The 17,131-nt window shown below is 45.1% G+C and carries 15 protein-coding genes; 6 read left to right on the top strand and 9 right to left on the bottom strand.

Translation table 11 applies throughout. The annotated features are described in order from the left end of the window. Positions 1–109 precede the first annotated feature (109 nt). From GJR95_RS26120 to GJR95_RS42295, 5 genes are all read left to right on the top strand, one after another. Positions 110–478 (top strand): LytTR family DNA-binding domain-containing protein, encoded by a 369-nt coding sequence (locus tag GJR95_RS26120; RefSeq protein ID WP_162388659.1) that lies wholly within the window; start codon positions 110–112, stop codon positions 476–478. 184 nt (positions 479–662) lie between these two features. Next, a complete protein-coding gene (locus GJR95_RS26115) occupies positions 663–1,592 on the top strand; it encodes a PfkB family carbohydrate kinase (protein WP_162388658.1) in 930 nt (309 codons plus the stop codon). Between the two features lie 47 nt (positions 1,593–1,639). Further along, on the top strand, positions 1,640–2,575 hold the full coding sequence (locus GJR95_RS26110; RefSeq protein WP_162388657.1) for a pseudouridine-5'-phosphate glycosidase: 936 nt from the start codon (positions 1,640–1,642) through the stop codon (positions 2,573–2,575). Positions 2,576–3,131: 556 nt separating this feature from the next. Continuing rightward, positions 3,132–4,610 (top strand): M48 family metalloprotease, encoded by a 1,479-nt coding sequence (locus tag GJR95_RS26105; RefSeq protein ID WP_162388656.1) that lies wholly within the window; start codon positions 3,132–3,134, stop codon positions 4,608–4,610. 242 nt (positions 4,611–4,852) lie between these two features. Continuing rightward, positions 4,853–5,902 (top strand): sensor histidine kinase, encoded by a 1,050-nt coding sequence (locus tag GJR95_RS42295; protein WP_232540871.1) that lies wholly within the window; start codon positions 4,853–4,855, stop codon positions 5,900–5,902. Positions 5,903–6,062: 160 nt separating this feature from the next. On the opposite strand, the gene GJR95_RS26095 is transcribed toward GJR95_RS42295, so the two are convergent. The 9 genes from GJR95_RS26095 to GJR95_RS26055 form a co-directional block, all read right to left on the bottom strand. Further along, positions 6,063–6,776, bottom strand: a complete 714-nt coding sequence (locus GJR95_RS26095) for a hypothetical protein (RefSeq protein ID WP_162388655.1) — start codon at positions 6,774–6,776, stop codon at positions 6,063–6,065. 400 nt (positions 6,777–7,176) lie between these two features. Further along, positions 7,177–7,500 carry a DUF1493 family protein gene (locus tag GJR95_RS26090; protein ID WP_162388654.1) on the bottom strand — a complete coding sequence of 108 codons (324 nt, stop codon included), beginning with the start codon at positions 7,498–7,500 and terminating at the stop codon, positions 7,177–7,179. 29 nt (positions 7,501–7,529) lie between these two features. After that, positions 7,530–8,378, bottom strand: a complete 849-nt coding sequence (locus tag GJR95_RS26085; RefSeq protein ID WP_162388653.1) for an STM2901 family protein — start codon at positions 8,376–8,378, stop codon at positions 7,530–7,532. A 219-nt stretch (positions 8,379–8,597) separates the two neighbouring features. After that, positions 8,598–9,248 carry a hypothetical protein gene (locus GJR95_RS26080; protein ID WP_162388652.1) on the bottom strand — a complete coding sequence of 217 codons (651 nt, stop codon included), beginning with the start codon at positions 9,246–9,248 and terminating at the stop codon, positions 8,598–8,600. A 558-nt stretch (positions 9,249–9,806) separates the two neighbouring features. Then, positions 9,807–11,822 (bottom strand): DUF6973 domain-containing protein, encoded by a 2,016-nt coding sequence (locus GJR95_RS26075; protein WP_162388651.1) that lies wholly within the window; start codon positions 11,820–11,822, stop codon positions 9,807–9,809. Positions 11,823–12,633: 811 nt separating this feature from the next. Further along, positions 12,634–13,209, bottom strand: a complete 576-nt coding sequence (locus tag GJR95_RS26070) for a hypothetical protein (RefSeq protein ID WP_162388650.1) — start codon at positions 13,207–13,209, stop codon at positions 12,634–12,636. A 125-nt stretch (positions 13,210–13,334) separates the two neighbouring features. Next, complete coding sequence (locus GJR95_RS26065; protein WP_162388649.1) at positions 13,335–14,240, bottom strand: helix-turn-helix domain-containing protein; 906 nt, start codon at positions 14,238–14,240, stop codon at positions 13,335–13,337. Positions 14,241–14,347: 107 nt separating this feature from the next. Further along, positions 14,348–14,950 carry a short chain dehydrogenase gene (locus tag GJR95_RS26060; protein WP_162388648.1) on the bottom strand — a complete coding sequence of 201 codons (603 nt, stop codon included), beginning with the start codon at positions 14,948–14,950 and terminating at the stop codon, positions 14,348–14,350. A gap of 30 nt (positions 14,951–14,980) precedes the next feature. Further along, positions 14,981–15,751, bottom strand: a complete 771-nt coding sequence (locus tag GJR95_RS26055; RefSeq protein ID WP_162388647.1) for an SDR family NAD(P)-dependent oxidoreductase — start codon at positions 15,749–15,751, stop codon at positions 14,981–14,983. 204 nt (positions 15,752–15,955) lie between these two features. Here GJR95_RS26055 and GJR95_RS26050 point away from each other — a divergent pair, with 204 nt between their 5' ends. Beyond that, complete coding sequence (locus GJR95_RS26050; RefSeq protein WP_162388646.1) at positions 15,956–17,026, top strand: helix-turn-helix domain-containing protein; 1,071 nt, start codon at positions 15,956–15,958, stop codon at positions 17,024–17,026. Positions 17,027–17,131: the final 105 nt, after the last annotated feature.

Here is a 17,131-nt window from a genome sequence, read left to right as displayed (position 1 = left end):
AATCTTTCTTCAAACCAGAGCAACAATCCAGCTTCCGCTAAGCCGCGTATATTTCCTAACTATAAACCAGCTATGCGCAGAGCCTATACCGCACCATCGATGTTTATTAATGTCTACTCTCAACGTAGCCGGATTAGAAAATCCTATTGCCATTGAATCAATAGTATGGATTCAGGGAGATCGTAATTATGCCCGAATTTATTTTTCAAATCGCCCCACGTATTTAGTGACCCAAACCCTGAAATGGTTTGACGAACAACTCCCGTCGTTTGTCCGGATTCATAAATCAGCGCTGATTAACCCTCACTATGTCATTGGGTTTGAGCAGGAAATTTCTCGGGCGGCTCAGGTCCTTTTGCGTACCGGGCATCGCTTACCCGTATCGCGACGGCGGATTGATGCGGTTAGGGCTGAGCTTGGAATAAGTCCTTTCAATAGCTTTAAATCCGGCACCTCACAACATGATAAGGAATCTTAGCAGATACCCGAATTATATAGCCTTTATTTGGCATAGAGACCAGTAAATATAATAGCCATATCCAGGTATCAGCAGATTCGTACTTGCCAGGATGCATAACCTAAATAATTTAATACTTTCGACAGTAAGTAGAAATAGCTCCTGTCAGGCGCAGTTGTGACGTGGCAACTAATTGTAGGTGGAAATGACAAAACCTGTTGTGTGCATCGGTGGTGCTCTTGTGGATGAATTGTATTATGTGAACGAGCCCATATTACCCGCTACCACAAACATGGCCAGCGTTCAGCAAAAGGCAGGTGGAGTGAGTCGAAACCTGGCTCATCAGTTAGCCCTATTAGATGTACCGGTCGAATTAATTAGTGTGTTCGGTGATGACCCAACCGGCAATTGGCTGAAAAATAGCTGTACTAATGCAGGGATACGCTTAACCAGTAGCCTGTTTGCCGATGCCGGTTCTACTGGAAAATATACCGGTATCATCAATCACGATGGCTCATTATATACCGCACTTCTTACGAATAGTAGTGATCATTTGCTAACGCCTGACTATTTAGAAAAACAGACTGACCTATTGGGTTCAGCCTGTTATTTATTGGCCGATACCAATCTATCCGTCCAATCACTGCAATGGCTGGTTGATTTTAGCAATAGGTCAGGAATACCCCTGATTATTGAACCGGTATCGGTGCCACCAGCCAGAAAGTTGTTGCAGGTGACCATGAAAGGAGTATTCCTGCTAACGCCGAACGAAGATGAATTACCAGTTCTTTGTAGTGCTGATGCGGTTACTACCGAGCAACAGATTCAGGAATTAATTGACCAGGGTATCCAGGCAATCTGGCTGCATAAAGGGGCTGAAGGTTCCGTTTTATACACAAAAGATAACGCGACCCGATTGCATGCACTGGCCGTTGATATAACTGATTGTACCGGTGCCGGTGATGGGGCGCTGAGTGGATTTGTCTTAGGCAAATATTTGGGTTATTCCGATGAAGGATGCCTAAAGTTAGCACACACGCTGGCTGGCGAAATTTTACGGGTAGAGGGCGCGATTGCGACGCATTTAACCCGGGAGAAATTAATAGAAAAAGCACAGGAATATTATTCCCTGTAAGCCACCGCAAACAACTCATGGATGATTTCCTGCTGATAACCCATAGGATGAGAAACTATTTAGCGATACAACCTGAAGTACAAGAGGCCATTGCCAGTGGTAAACCGGTAGTTGCGCTGGAATCGACCATCATCTCCCATGGTATGCCCTGGCCACAAAACGTGGAAACCGCCATCCGTGTTGAAGAAACAGTACGGGCTAACGGGGCCATACCTGCAACGATTGCCATATTTAATGGCAAGTGCCGCGTGGGCTTAAGTACGGAGCAGCTCAGCTATTTTGGCCAGGAAAAAAACGTGTGGAAAGTCAGCCTGCGTGATATTCCCTATGTGCTTAGCCAAAATTTGTATGGGGCTACTACCGTGGCCGCTACCATGCGTATTGCCGCTATGGCGGGCATCAAATTATTCGTTACGGGGGGTATCGGTGGCGTTCATCGGGGAGCCGAGCACAGCATGGATATATCGGCCGACCTGACCGAAATGGCGCAAACGTCGGTGGCGGTGGTTTCTGCTGGCATCAAAAGTATTTTGGATATTGGACTTACCCTGGAGTATCTGGAAACCAAAGGCATTCCCGTGGTAACCGTTGGTCAGGACGAACTGCCCGGTTTTTATAGCAACCAAAGCAATTTTGCCTCGCCCCTTCGCCTGGATACACCTGAACAGATTGCAGCCCTCCTCAAAACAAAATGGGAAATGGGTCTGGAGGGGTCTGTACTGATTGCGAATCCTGTGCCTGCTCACCAGCAAGTACCTAAAGATGAGATCGAAGTATATATTCAGCAGGCTTTAGCGGCTGCCGATGCCCAGCATATTAAGGGAAAACATATTACACCATTCCTGCTGAAATACATTGCCAGCCATACACAAGGAGAAAGCCTGCATGCGAATATTGCCCTGATAAAAAACAATGCTGCGATTGGGTCAAAAATTGCGGTAGCATTTGCATCAAATGAGTTGGCATTCCCTGAAGAAAACTAGTGCTCCTGTCGGTTGAGCTATTGTACCGGTCGATCCATATACGTTCACTTCCTCCCGATATCCAGCGGTGCCTGTCAGTAAACGACTGGAGGTATCGTTGATGGTACTCAGCCCGAGTGCCCGCAATTACCGCTAGCTCAAATTTTTACCGTTGTCAAATTCAGGTTTTAGCATACGCAAAACATGGGCAAATGTGCCCAACCGCCAGCATGAAACCCTCATGACCGCCCATGCGAGCAGAAATTAAGGAAAATTACTCTGATTTTATTGAAGGCGTAGCGGACCAGTTATAGGATTGACATTAAAATGACCTTAAACAAAACACAGACCGGCCCGTGTTATAGAGTTGAGCGTTTTGATCTGAAATCCATGAATTATAGCTTTTTAGCTATGATTCTGATTGCGATCTCTAACTGGTAGAAATCCTTGAAATTCGGGCGACTTTCGCTCTTTGTTTGAAATTCCCAGGAGTCTTGCCGCAAAGCGCCCACGAAACACAGTCATGTCGATCAATACAAACGGCGTGAATCCACTAATCCGATATTCCTACACGAACATGAAAACTTACACATTTTGCTACCGGTCTATGGCTTTTATTGCCTTATTCATTGCATCAGCCTGCGCCCGTAATCCGGTCACGGGTAAGCGTGAATTGAGCCTGATGTCAACCGAACAGGAACTGGCAATCGGAAAGGAATCGCACCCTTCGGTCGTCGCTACGATGGGTTTATATGAAGATAAAAAAATTCAGGCTTTCATGAACGAGAAAGGCAAGGCAATGGCCAACGTTTCGCACCGACCCGAGCTACCCTATCAGTTCTTTATTGTCGACTCGCCGGTCGTTAATGCCTTTGCGGTGCCGGGTGGTTACGTGTATTTCACGCGTGGCATTCTGGCGCACTTCAACAATGAAGCCGAATTTGCGGGTGTGTTAGGGCATGAAATTGGTCATATTACTGCCAAGCACGCAGCCCGTTCTCAGAAAAGTCAGTTACTGAGCACGATAGCCCTAATTGGCGGAGCCGTTTTAGCCCCTCAGGTGGTTGGGCAGAATATTGAAGCGTTGCAGCAGGGATTGGGTCTTTTATCGCTGAAATACAGCCGCGACCACGAATCAGAATCCGACAAACTTGGCGTGGAGTATTCCAGTAAAATTGGCTATGATGCCCATCAAATGGCTGATTTTTTTGGCACACTCAAACGCATCTCGGAGAACTCCGGGCAAGCAGTGCCGCAGTTTATGTCTACTCACCCTGACCCAGGCAATCGGTTCAGCCGGGTTCACGAACTGGCCAAAGACTATCAGGCGCAGCACCCCGCTTCTTATCGGGTAGAAGGCGACACCTATCTGCGGCTAATCGATGGTATTACGTACGGGGAAGATCCCAAACAGGGATTTGTGGAAAATGGCAAGTTCTACCACCCAGAGCTACGATTTCAGTTTCCGGTTCCCAGTGGCTGGCAGTCTCAGAACTCTCCCAGCCAATTTCAGATGGCCGACAAGGATGGCAAATCAGCAATGATTTTAATGCTGGCGAAAGGCAATTCGCTGGATGAAGCTTCTCAAAATCTGGTAAAAGAACTGAGTCTGAACGTATTGGAATCGACCAAAACCACCATTAACGGCAACCCGGCCTATGTGCTTATTTCACGGCAACAGACCCAACAGCAACAGGGTCAGCCGCAACAGACACAGGACCCTAAAACGGCGCTCCAGATTGGCACCTGGTTGATTCAGTATAACAATGCGGTATATGCCCTGCATGGACTGTCGAGTGCTGCCGATTTCACAAACGCCTTCGGTACATTCAAGCAGGTTGCCGGGAATTTTCAATCCCTGACCGACCCCGACAAACTCAATCGCAAACCAGAGCGCATACAAATCAAGACGGCCCCTCGGGATGGTTCCTTCCGCGAGGTGATGATCGGGTTAGGAATGCCCGCCAATCGTGTAGAAGAACTGGGCGTGTTGAATGGCCAAAAAGCCGACGACCGTATTGCACGGGGCAAACCGGTGAAAGTTATCGCTCGATAAAGTCCTATGTGATCTCCCGGCAAACGAAAAGCCAGATTTATTAGAAGCTACGTCTCAATTGCGTCGGAATACTTCAGAACAATCTATCTTTGGCAATCATCATAAAGTTTGTATTTTTATACTGGCAGGGCCTTCGCTCAGTAGCGTTGGCGTGCCACGGTTGTTAAGAACGTCATTAAACCGTGGCACGCCAACGCTACTGAGCGAAAGTCTTAACTAGTAGCTTATAGCGCTGATTTTACGTGCAAACAATAATCTCGGTCGATCCGCAACGCGCTAAACCAAACGATAAATGGTTTCGGATCATCGGCATTCCGGTGGCGGTTTTACCGTTTGTGTACTTCTACACACGTGAGTACGGCTTTGCCTGGCCACTGGTCGGGCTGACCTTTGGCTGGGGGCTGATAACGACGGGCGCATTGTGGGAGTTATTACGCTGGTGGGTATTCCAGGCACGAGCCAACTATTTTCAAATTGATAATACCGGCCGGCGTGTTCTGCTTACGTTTGCCGGTTATGCGGTGCTGACAGCCCTGTTGCAGCCCCTCGAAACCTGGGGCCTTAGCCAAATTGACCCGACAGGACTGGTTCATACCCCAACGCTCCGCGTATACGTGACGCACATCGTCATGGCCATTTTGTTTGCCTTCATTGTAGGGGGAGTCTATGAAGTAATTTATTATCTGAAACTATATCGATTAGCGTTAACGGATGCCGAAGCTCACAAGAAGGCGAAGATGCAAACCGAATTAGATGCTCTCCGCCAGCAGGTCAATCCACATTTTCTATTCAACAGCCTCAATTCACTAACTGCACTAATCAGCGAAGATCCGAAGAAGGCCGAAACCTTCAGCGAGGAATTGAGCTCGGTGTACCGGTACTTACTCCGCTGTAACGACTCTCCGCTGGTGCCGCTCGCGGCTGAACTGGACTTCCTCAACTCCTATTACCACCTACTCAAAACCCGCCACGGCGATTCGCTTATCTTAACGACGCATGTTCTGCCCGGCAACGAAGATCGCCAACTCCCACCCCTGACGCTCCAACTGCTGATTGAGAACGCCGTCAAGCATAACGTTGTGCTACCCGAGCAACCACTGACCATCTACCTGTACACCAATCAGGATAACCAATTGATTGTCAAGAACAATATACAGCGTAAGTCTACGCGGGGGCTGAGCAACGGCATAGGACTGAGCAACATAATTACCAAGTACCAGATGCTGGGCCGACCCACTCCCATCATTGAGGACGACGGAAGCGAGTTTCGCGTTACCTTACCGCTGGTGTAAGTGCCTATTTAGTGTAAACCTATTTGGCAAGTTTGTCCTGATAAGATGGACATTATCAAGTCAAGCATCACCAAGCCTGGCCTGGTTTTTCGAGCAACGCCAGGAGTTAACGACTCAGGCTACTGGTGGAACCTGTTTGGTTTGGTTTAGCAAACGAGAATTAGTCAATTGTTACTTTTCTGACGCCCCAGACAGGATCATTGAGTTCAGCAAGAATTAATTTCAATCCGTCATAACCAGAGGAACCCGTATCAATCGTGAAAATAGCAACATCCTGCTCTATACTCTCTAGTAACAGATTATGGATAAAACCTTTTTGTTTGGTCTCATCTTCTGCCGCCAGCCGATTCCACTCGTTTATAATAGTGCCAAGGTGTGTCGATAAGGTTTCTATTATCAATGGATCTTCTAGTTGAACATGAAAACTAATGTCTAATGAAGCAATGAATGTTTTGTCAATTAAGACATAGCTAAGTTGTAACCCAAGTTTCTTCGCCAAATCCTCTTTGGCTGGTTTATCCGTTGGGAGGTTGGGCAGTGCTAATTTTGACCACTTAAAACTAACCTCATATGGCTGAATATCATCAGCAGGCAGTATCAGATTAGATTCATATTTATGCTTCCAAGTAATTATTGCCTCTCCAGCATAATTCACTACAAAACGAGGACTTGCTTCTAAAGCGGCTTCATTAGTCTGTTTATCATACTTCAAATTGTCCTGAAACTCGATGAAAAGATAAAGTATATCAAATTCTTTATTCGTCAATTTGGTATATTCTTTTCTTAATTCATGGTCCATAGAAGCTAAAAAAGACGGACTAGCTTTATAACGATCCTTAAAATCGGAGAGCCATTTGTATGCGTTTTTTGCCATGTTTTTAAAAGGACTAGGCGCAAAAACTTTGTAGCGCCTAGTCCGTTAAATTTTATTGTAAAGCTACACTAATCAAGATAGCCCCCGAAGCGGCCAAGGCAGTTGCTGGAACAGTAGCCAGGATAATCAATTGATTATCAATAACATATAAAGCGCCTGCGCGGGCGCTGAGCAATGGCTATTATGTTCACTCCTAGTAGAGTAAAAGAGTATCTAAAATTTGTCACTGCTATGTGTGTTTATTCTCTCTCAATAGTATTGAAAGCCAGCCGATCAAAATCAGCTGGCTTTCTTTAGTGTAGATGATGGTTTTCTCACCTACAAATCAGTATGATCGAATGGCAGTGGTCTAACCTCCAGGACGGCAAACTAACTGACAATGGTTAAACTATTGAGCCATTTAAACCAATTTCTTCGTTAGCATTGCTTTTTTTAAATCGCCAAATGTCAACGGGATTAACTTGGGGATTTTTTCCCCTTTCAATCGCTTAAAAAGCCCTATGAAGTCTAACATTAGTCCTTCTCCCGCAAAGTAATTCGCCGGTTCAAATTCTGAAATATCGATGTCAAATCGCTTCGAAAACGCAAGAATAAAATCCAGGGTATCATCACCTCCTATCCTTAAACGTTTTTCGACTTCTGCATCGTTTTCCAAAGAGGTAAACTTAGTCCCTAGCTCCTGATTAATAAATGCTAGTAACTCTCGTTCAATGTCAGAGTTCATAAAATCTTGGATTTTTAGCTTGCAAATAATTACGAACAGGGTTGGGAATTTATCACATTTTGGTATTCTTCAGAAGTTTTCTCTAAAATTCGGTATAAATCATAAGCAAGAATTCCCCAACCTAATAAGGGTATGGTGCGACCAATAAATCTCCCTACGTTTCTGGTCATTTGTAATCTGAGACCTGCGCCTACACCAGGCCATCCCGTAAGCGTTGGTAAGCGCATGGGAGATGTGCCGGGAATAAGGTTTGATAAATATTTAGAAGCTATTGATGTTCCAGGTGTAGCACCCTGGAATTTTGCTCTTGTCGAAATAATCCTGGCACCAGTTAATAGAGAGATCGCCCCTACTGCTTCTGTAATGCCTAATTGATCCATTGTTTTGTCTGTCAATATTTCCATGAATAATTCAGACTTCGTTAAATCTTGCATGCCATTATAATTGAATCGACACGGTAGGGAATCCCAGTCGAACCAATCTTCTTCACTCATTTCAACTCTCTCGGAAATATCGACAAACGCGTAAGGGGAAATTGTCAATGGAATTATAGGGGGATCGGTTGGCCCTCCTGGATTTGTGGGAGTCGGGTTACTACAGTCCCCTGATGTCGTCCGAGTACCCATCGCATTGGGATTATTGACCGGCATGACCGCGATGGTCAGCGGGTGACCTGTTCGATACTGAGTCGGAATCTCCCACATAAAACCACAATCCAGGGGAACATTATTCCCATGCGCCCCCTGTACATCAGGACGTGACACCTGGTTGGCTTTAATGGTGGCTGCTTTGGTATATTGGCCAAAAATGTTGGCGACATAAATATCTATATAGGTATACCCGTCCCCATTGGGAGCGACGCATGAATAAAGTTCCAAACTGGATTTGTATTTACCCAATTGTCAACAAGTCCTAGGAGGATATACTTTATAGAGACGTAATTAAATGTGATTTTTAGGCTATTTGCTTAGTTGTATTTTAATAAGCTACAGGTCTCAAGTGGCGGATTCCACGATCCACTATTTCGGTACGAAATAGCGCAACTACCCAACTTGTAAGCCTAGCAGTAAAAGACCCCAAAGCTTAATAAGATCCATTTACTTAGTTACTTGATCAAGCGTAATTATTTTATACTCTGAGTCCATTTCAAACAGGGAAGCTGGTAATTGCTTTAGGTCAATATGAGTGGCGGTATAGCGAATGAAGCAATCACTTTCCTTGTCATAAAAGCGTAGAGGAGTACCCGCTATTTTTCGATATTCTTCAAAAAATAGACCAAAGCCAATCGCTATCTTATCCGCTATTAATACATCCAAATCCATCGTATCAATTACATTCGCTAGACCGGCACGCTTTACGGGGATAGCCAGTAGGCTTTCCTCTTTTTTAATTGAACGTAGTTTATAGGTTTTAAGGTGACCTTCTATCGAACGTTCTGCTTGTCGTTGTTTCTCATCCTCAAGCGTTATAAATAGAGCCATCTTATCCATGAAGGGGTGAACGGCTTTGAATAGATATTTGCCTTCTCGATTGATGAGTTGGACTTCCATTTCGGATAAACGAGTATCTTTTTCATCCTTTTTGATGAATTCGGCTCGATACAAATTCCCCTTCTTATAGATTCTAATTTCTCGTAGGAGCGGAGTACAACTTGAATTTGCCGGATTAATTATTGAATCAGACTTATAGTAAATGATGCCCTCTTCTAGTAAGGATTGTGCACTCACCCCTACTGTGAAAAAATACATGAGTGAAATGAATAGGCACTTGATCTTCATTGGATTAGCCAAAAAGTTAGGAAAACACTTCAATTCAATTGGTACTGTATTTTTAATTGACCCCTTCTCGAGTTTTTGTGTAAGAAGCCTATTTCTGCCCGGTTGCTATACCAATCGCCAATAAATGTCGTATCAATTTTCCCTTTAGGGAGAATAAACCGGGTTCTGGCTTCTGGATGACCCATATACCCAACATAAAGCTGCGTCGTGTCGGCGCAAGTACCTACTACCCTAATTTTAAACGGTAACGCTATATCGGACGAGTTTTCATAGAGCCATCTACTGATCGGTACGCTATAGCGCCTAAACTGAAAACAGGTGTCCTTGTCTGCTTTTTCTATCACGTAATTCGCTTGTAGATTTCCTTTCCTAATCTGTAATGAATAGAAAAAAATGAGCAATACAGCAGCGATTCCTAGGGCAGGGTATACGAACGTTCTCACAAGAAATAGAAAAACTTCTATTCTGCAAAGTTCATCCGAAGCGATTGCAGAATAGAAAATCGTTTAATTTTTTAGTTATAGCTCCCTAATTCTGAGGGGTTCGAGGCCCTCCGGGTATTATGTAGGGGAATTTGCCTAATACACCATTCTGGATTGTCCAGAGTTGTCCATTCTGCGCCAGTCCTAATAGAAAATTGAAACTAACATAATTCGTGCCGGCTAAATTATTTCTATAAATGTAGAGGGCGTATTCATTATTATTGGTATCCATCTGGGTGGATAACCCGTTTCCTTGAGTGCTTTCATGAGCCGCGACAAATCGTGCTGCGATATTGGCATCCGTTGCCCTAGCTATTCCAAAGGCAAAATAGAAATGTCTAAATGCATTGCTATAGCCATTATCGATGGCTTCGCCTTTAAACTGATTGTTTAAGGCAACGTTGGCTAAGTTATTGGCCGACACAATGGACGTGTATATATTAAATACTTGTCTTACCGAGAGTGTCCTCAGAATAGCCATTTCTGCATCATTGAAAGATTCTAAGCCCTGGTTTCGTAATTCTAGATTCAGTCGAGTGAGTAAAGCCTCTAAAATGGCAGGTAAATCGCTGGCATTTAGCCCCGAATATTCTTCACTGTACCCAAAGGCAGGGTTACTCGTGGCCCGGTAATCATTTCCTACATAGAGTGTATAAATTTGAGCAAATGCATCCCCATTGTAATCCCGGAAAGCGGTTACAGTTACTTCATCTAGGTCATATTGTGGGCGTGCTCCACCATTCCGAGGATCCTCTTCGGCGAAGCAATTGCTTTGATTGGCATCGAAGCCAGCGGCCACCAGCCAGTGACGAGGCTTAAAGTTGGAACCATCCTGATAAGCAGCATACCAATACCCATTGGCTTGATGGGCATAGATGGCCTCCCCATAGAAGTTTAATAAAAATTGGCCTGCACTGTAGTTACAGCCACTAGTAGGTGGGGTTGGATTCGTCGGTGGATTGGGGTTGGAAGGCGTACCGTTTCTGGGATCCTCTTCGGCAAAGCAGCTGGCTTGCCCGTAACTGATGGCTTCCAGCCAATGCCGGGGTTTGAAATTTGAGCCATCCTGATAGGCGGCAAACCAGTAGCCATTGGCTTGATGGGCATAGATGGCTTCCCCCCAACTGGTGGTGACCAGGTGCTGCCCCTGGCTAAAATTACACCCACTGGTGGGCGGGTTGGGATTGGTGGGTGGATTGGGCGTACCACCTCCAAAACAGTTCGCCGAAACGACCGAGGAGTTGATTTCATTGCCATCGTTATTGACCTCTCGCACTTTGGCATAATACGAACCGCTGCCACTCATCGAGACGGTTTGATTGATTGATGGGCCCACCAAATCATTGAGATTATTGACAATGGCATTATCCTTGAAAATGAGGATACTGACCCGGTTATTAGTACTGGTGGTGAGCTGGGCACTCACAGTCAGGGTATTTCCCCCGCAATCGACAGATAAGTTGGCATAATCCCCTGCCTGGCGAGCGGCTTGGCTCCCATCGACCTCCAGCACTAACCGCGTTTTCTCGACAAACAGGGTGGATTCATTCGCTTGAGCTGACCCGCGCAAGAGCCGAAATTCAACTCGACTACTAGCCCTGGCAAAATAGCCTTTGAGTTTGTAGGTGATTGTGGGATTGGCCGACGACAATTCGGTGCCTATGTAGTCGGTATAATCCCCTCCAGTTTGCACAAAACCATCGGGCAGGAGCAGTTTTAAACGGAAGGCATTCGCTCCCGGCAAAACAAATAACTGGGAGGATAGAATAGCCAGGTAATGGGCTGTGATTTCCACATCGACGACTTCCCCCGGTTTGACGTGTCGTTTGTTGACTGTGAGACTAAATCGGATCGGGTCAGAGTCGAAGGTCTTTTTACCGGGCCGATCGGTATTTACGGGATGTGGATTGGGTTTGTGGAGGAAGCGAACTCGGTCTGTGGAGAGTCGGTCTCGGTAAGGAGGGCGCTCTGCCCATCCGGTGTTGGGCCAGGCCACTAGGGCCATAGTCAGGAGGAATACCTGTAAAACAGGAACATAATACTTTTTGATAAAAGTATTCATAACTTGTAGGTGGTTTAATGGTGAACTATTAAACTGAAGTAAAGCCCCGCGTCTGGTCGCCAAACTGTCGTGGGGTTTTTTGTGGGCTCAAACATAGGGGTATGAGCCGTAGACTTGCAATGATTTTTATGGAATTTCGTCTGAAATCACCACCCAAGCGGATGAAATCACCCAAAAAATGTTATTAATCACATAAACCATTGTTGTTTAGATATAAATCCATTTAAAAATCTATAAAATTTACACAAAAATATTCATTATTTTATTAGTAGTATATTAATTAATCATAAAGAAGCCAATGTCTAATGTTAGAAGCGGGCAGATGGTTAGCCGGTATCGGGAAAAGTGATATCCTAGCAAGTAATTAGGAGGTCTCCAGGCAGGCCATTTCGGGGATTGTTTTACATGAATCTTATGTCATCAGGACTTTCGCTTCGAGCCGTGCCACGGTTCAGTAAACGTAATTAGTAACCGTGGCACGGCTCGAAGCGAAAGTCCTGGTCATGAGAAATAATCAAGTAAACGCCACACACCGACGAACAGATCTATTTGTAGAAAAACAAAACAAGAACAGGTCGCTAAAAAAAACAGGCCAGTAAGACTAGTTAGTCCTGAAAATTTGAAACAAGCGTAATGACAAAAAAGCCAGCTAGCAGGGCCAACTGGCTTTCGTTAGATCAATCGAAGTGTTCAAATGGAATTGAGACCGGCTATTTTCAAAAAGTAACTAAGGGAATATTTCTTCCAGACCGGCGGATTTATACGTTGGCGAACTGGCAAATTAGTTAATGCCTATTTTTCAAGGACTTAGTCAGATGTTATCTCCTTTTTCGAGTTTGCGCTGAGCGCATTTTTCCGCTTCGTCGATGGAACGATCCCTCCCCTGGAAAGAGCCGTATTCAATGTCAAGGTCAGCATGATCGCGCTGTATGATGTAAATATAGGCTTCGGCGCCAATCCATTTATAGGTTGTGTATTTAGTGCCTGCAAGCGTCATTCTTTCTTCCGATGGCTGACCAAATTGCGCCCGGTAGGTCTCATGGAGTTCCCTGTCAACCTGGTAACTGTATCGTTTATGCAAAATGACCCGGTATAAACTATCACGGACAAACTCAACCTCCACCTTGTCTAAACGAATCGTACTGAGGGTCGTGTAAGGCTCCGTAGTGATCTCAAATTTTTTTGTCGCTGTACACGGATCATCAAGTGTCTGATTGAGTGTAACTAGTTTTTTTAGCGAGTCGTAGGGTGCATCTAGTTTTAGATTTTTATAGCCTCCCTTTTTGTCCACTTTGGTATTTGGCCCTTTATCAACCGGTGTACAGGCCTGAGCAAGAGCGAGAAGGGTAATTAAACAGATACAGACCAGTTGTACGAAGGGTTTCATCGATTGAATCTAGTGTTCGGCCAATTAAACCTATAAGGTTTTTGAAACCTTATAGGTTTGTAATCATCTCGTTTTTCTTTTATTCTCCGTCAAGCGATAACCCTTGCCAGAAAGAGCAATACTAGCTAATTCAGGTTTCTGAATTCTTTCGGTGACTTACCCAATCTGGTTTTGAATACCTTCGTAAAGTGAGACGGATGGTCAAAACCAAGTTCGTAAGCAATTTCGCTGATGGATTTATTAGAACTCCATAACAAGGACTTTGCCTTGTCAATCAACGCCAGATGAATGTGTTCCTGGGTTGTTTTGCCAGTATATCTTTTGAGCAGATCCGACAAATAATTGGGTGATAAACTCAACCGGGAGGCAAAATATTTTACATCGGGTAAGCCCTGTTCGATCAGTGAGTTCTGCGAAAAATAGTCGATCAGTGCGGTTTCAAATTGCTGAACAATATCATGGCTTACTTTGGCGCGGGTGATAAATTGCCGGTCGTAAAACCGATCACAATAATTGAGCAGTAACTCGATGTTACTTAGCATGAGGCCCTGCGAATGTTTGTCGAGATTCTGCGAATATTCGCGCTTTATGTTTTGGGCACAGACGTGCAGGATGGTTTTCTCCTCGTCAGATACGTGCAGGGCTTCGTTGGCGTCGTACTGAAAAAATGAATACTGGTGTATTTTTCTCCCGAGCTCGGTTCGATACAGCAGATCGGCATGAAAGAATAAACCCCAGCCTTCGTTGTAGGGAACCCGGCGCGTGGTCGATATAGCCTGCCCCGGTGCGGTAAACATCAGGGTGCCTTCATCAAAGTCATAATACGATTTGCCATAGCGCATCACGCCTTTCAGTTGCTTCAAATACACGGCATAGAACCCCAGCCGGTAAAAGGTTTCTTCTTCACGAATGTTATCGCGGCTTATTTCTCTCAGATCAATAACTGAAACAAGCGGATGCTTCGGGTTTGGGCAACTATAGAGTTTGTGCAGATCCGAGATAGACGCGATATCAATAAATGTAGTCTGCATGATGCCAAAATAAAAGTAGATCAACTGTCAATTCAACAACCGCACAGCTACTGAACTGTACGGTTGTTTTGTTAAAGAATTGCTGGTTTGGGGGGGCATCTAACCCATTACACGGTGATGATTCGCCCATTAATAATCCCAAACAACGCCCGCTCATAGGCTTTGGCCACCTTCCACACTTCCACCGGAATGAAGCCCGGAAAATAAGGATGAATTGCCACCGATTCGGCCAATACCGTTGGGCTAACGCAATTGATTCGTATACCGCGTGGCATCTCGTGGGAGGCCGCTTTGACAAAACCTTCTATTCCACCATTTACTAGCGTGCCAATGGTACCTCCCAAAATGGGTTCCTGCGTTAATACACCGGAGATTAAGACGAATGATCCTTTATCCGCTACATGGGGCAAAGCAGTCCGAACGATATTGATCTGTCCCATTAACTTATTCCCCAGGGCAAAGGCGTAATTTTCGTCGGTCAATTGTTCCAAAGGTCCAGCAGCCACATCGCCTGCGGCATTAGCCACCGCATCAAATGTTCCGACTGCCTTGAACAGAGAGTCCAGACTTTGCTTATCCTGGATGTCGGCCTGATAGTCGCCTGACGAGCGGGAAACACGAATGACTTCATGACCACCGGCTTCCAGTGTTTTTACCAATTCCTTTCCAATGGTGCCACTTGCCCCAATAACAATCACTTTGTGCTTCATAGCCGATTGATAGGTATTTACGAATATAACTTAGAGATACATGCCACCGGATACTTCGATGCGCTGGGCATTGACCCACTTAGCCTCCTCCGAACACAAAAAGGCAACAACGCCCCCAATATCATCGGCCTGACCAATTCGGGGAAGCGCCGTAATGGATTTTATATGCTCCTGAACCTGTGGCGTTTCCCGCAATCGCCCACCATTAAAATCGGTAGCAATAGCGCCGGGGGCTACCACATTAGCCCGGATAAAGCGCGATCCTAATTCTTTAGCCATGTATTTTGTCAGGGTTTCAATGGCCGATTTCATGCTGGCATAGGCACCACTGCCCGGATAGGAAAATCGGGTCAAACCTGTGGAAATGTTCACAATCGCTCCTCCATCGTTGAGATAAGGCCGTACTTTTTGCGTCAGAAAGAATACACCTTTGAGGTGAACATTCATGAGTTCGTCAAATTGCTCTTCCGTTGTCATCGCAAATGACGGTACCGTTATTCCATGCCCGGCATTGTTTACCAAAAAATCAAAGTGGTCAGCTTGAAATTTGTTTTTCAGAATATCCTGCAATGCGGTCAGAAAAGCATCAAAGCTTTTTACTGCTCCTGTATTCAGTGGCAATGCAGCAGCCCGCTGACCCATCAGTTCGATCTCCGCTACAACCGTCAATGCCTCCTCTTTTTGCGAATGGTATGTAACGATGACATCGTTACCCTTTCTGGCAAGACTCAGTGCCATATCTTTCCCCAAACCCCGGCTTCCTCCCGTTACCAGGGCGATTTTTTTTGCGTTTGATTTCATTTTCGAAACATTGTAATGCTGTTACAAAGCTCCCGCTATCGTACCAGACGCATTTAACTATTTCTACTGATTTCTTATACTTTTCACGGTTGGTTCGCCACCTACTTATTCCTTGTGTGAGTCCCCGCTATGCGAGACGTAAATGGGCGCTTGAAATGAGGGTTTCAATCCGTTACATTTGATAGAGCAACCTGTTCAACAACGATGAATACCGGCAAAGAGATTCTATTCTTTTTCAGTGCATTGGGCGCGTTCAACGGACTTGTCCTGGGGTTATTTCTGCTATTTTTTACCAAAAAAAAGTATCTGGCTAACTACTTTCTGGGGGCATTGCTGCTCGCTTTGAGCATTAGGGTCGGAAAATCGGTTTTTCTTTATTTTGACGGAAAACTACCCAAAATTTACCTCCAAATCGGCCTTTCGGCCTGCTTTTTCATCGGCCCTTTTTTGTACTTTTTTGTGCGCTCGGCCATAAAACCGTTAATAAAATTACCAAAAAGCTGGATCTGGACACTCGTTTTGCTGGCCACCCTTACCCTGACAATTGGTATCTGGTTTCCTTATTCAGCTTATTCTGGACTTTGGAATAGCTATTTTGCCAAAGTCATCTATCTGCAATGGTTCTGCTTCCTGCTTGCCTCAGGATTTGTCATACAGGACCTGCTCGGAAAAGTTTTCATTCGGTCTTATCAAATGAAGCCTGCTGAAACCTGGATCTCCATGATCTTCACAGGCAATGCCATTATCTTCCTGTTTTATTTTTCCTCCCTGATCAACGCCCCTTTCGCTTCCTATATCAGCGGGGCCATTGCTTTTTCCCTGATCCTTTACCTGGCTGTGACTATCCTTTTTTACCGAAAAAAAACCGACGAACTCTTTCTGCTTTTACCGGCCAAACCCGTCGCTAAAAAGTTGGCGGAAAGTGACGCTGAACTATGGCTTGCCAAACTGGAAAAAGTGATGGTGGAAAAGGCTCTTTACAAAAATCCGGATCTGAAACTTCATGAGCTGTCGCGCGAAATACAGATTTCCGGACATCAGCTATCGGCACTGCTCAATGAGCACCTGGGCAAGAATTTCACCACGTATATCAACGAATTCAGGATAGAGGAAGCGTGCAGGATGATGACGATCGACCAGCGGTTTACTCTCGAAGCGATCGGTTATGAGGTAGGTTTTAATGCTAAATCGACCTTTTTTGCCGCCTTCAAAAAGCTAAAAGGGGTTACGCCCTTCAATTACCAACAAGCTACCAATCAATCCATTAGCCTCTAGACCGGGTACGGTTTTATAAATTCATACTCCTGATTTCCGTTTACCGAACCTACGCCGTCGGTTAACTGCTGATTTTTGGATCAGACAAAATCCATCCAAAATCAG

Origin of the sequence: Spirosoma endbachense, assembly GCF_010233585.1 — a bacterium.
Classification (GTDB): Bacteria; Bacteroidota; Bacteroidia; order Cytophagales; family Spirosomataceae; genus Spirosoma; species Spirosoma endbachense.
Note: the sequence above shows the minus strand (reverse complement) of the source record. Positions and strands in the feature narration are given on the sequence as shown.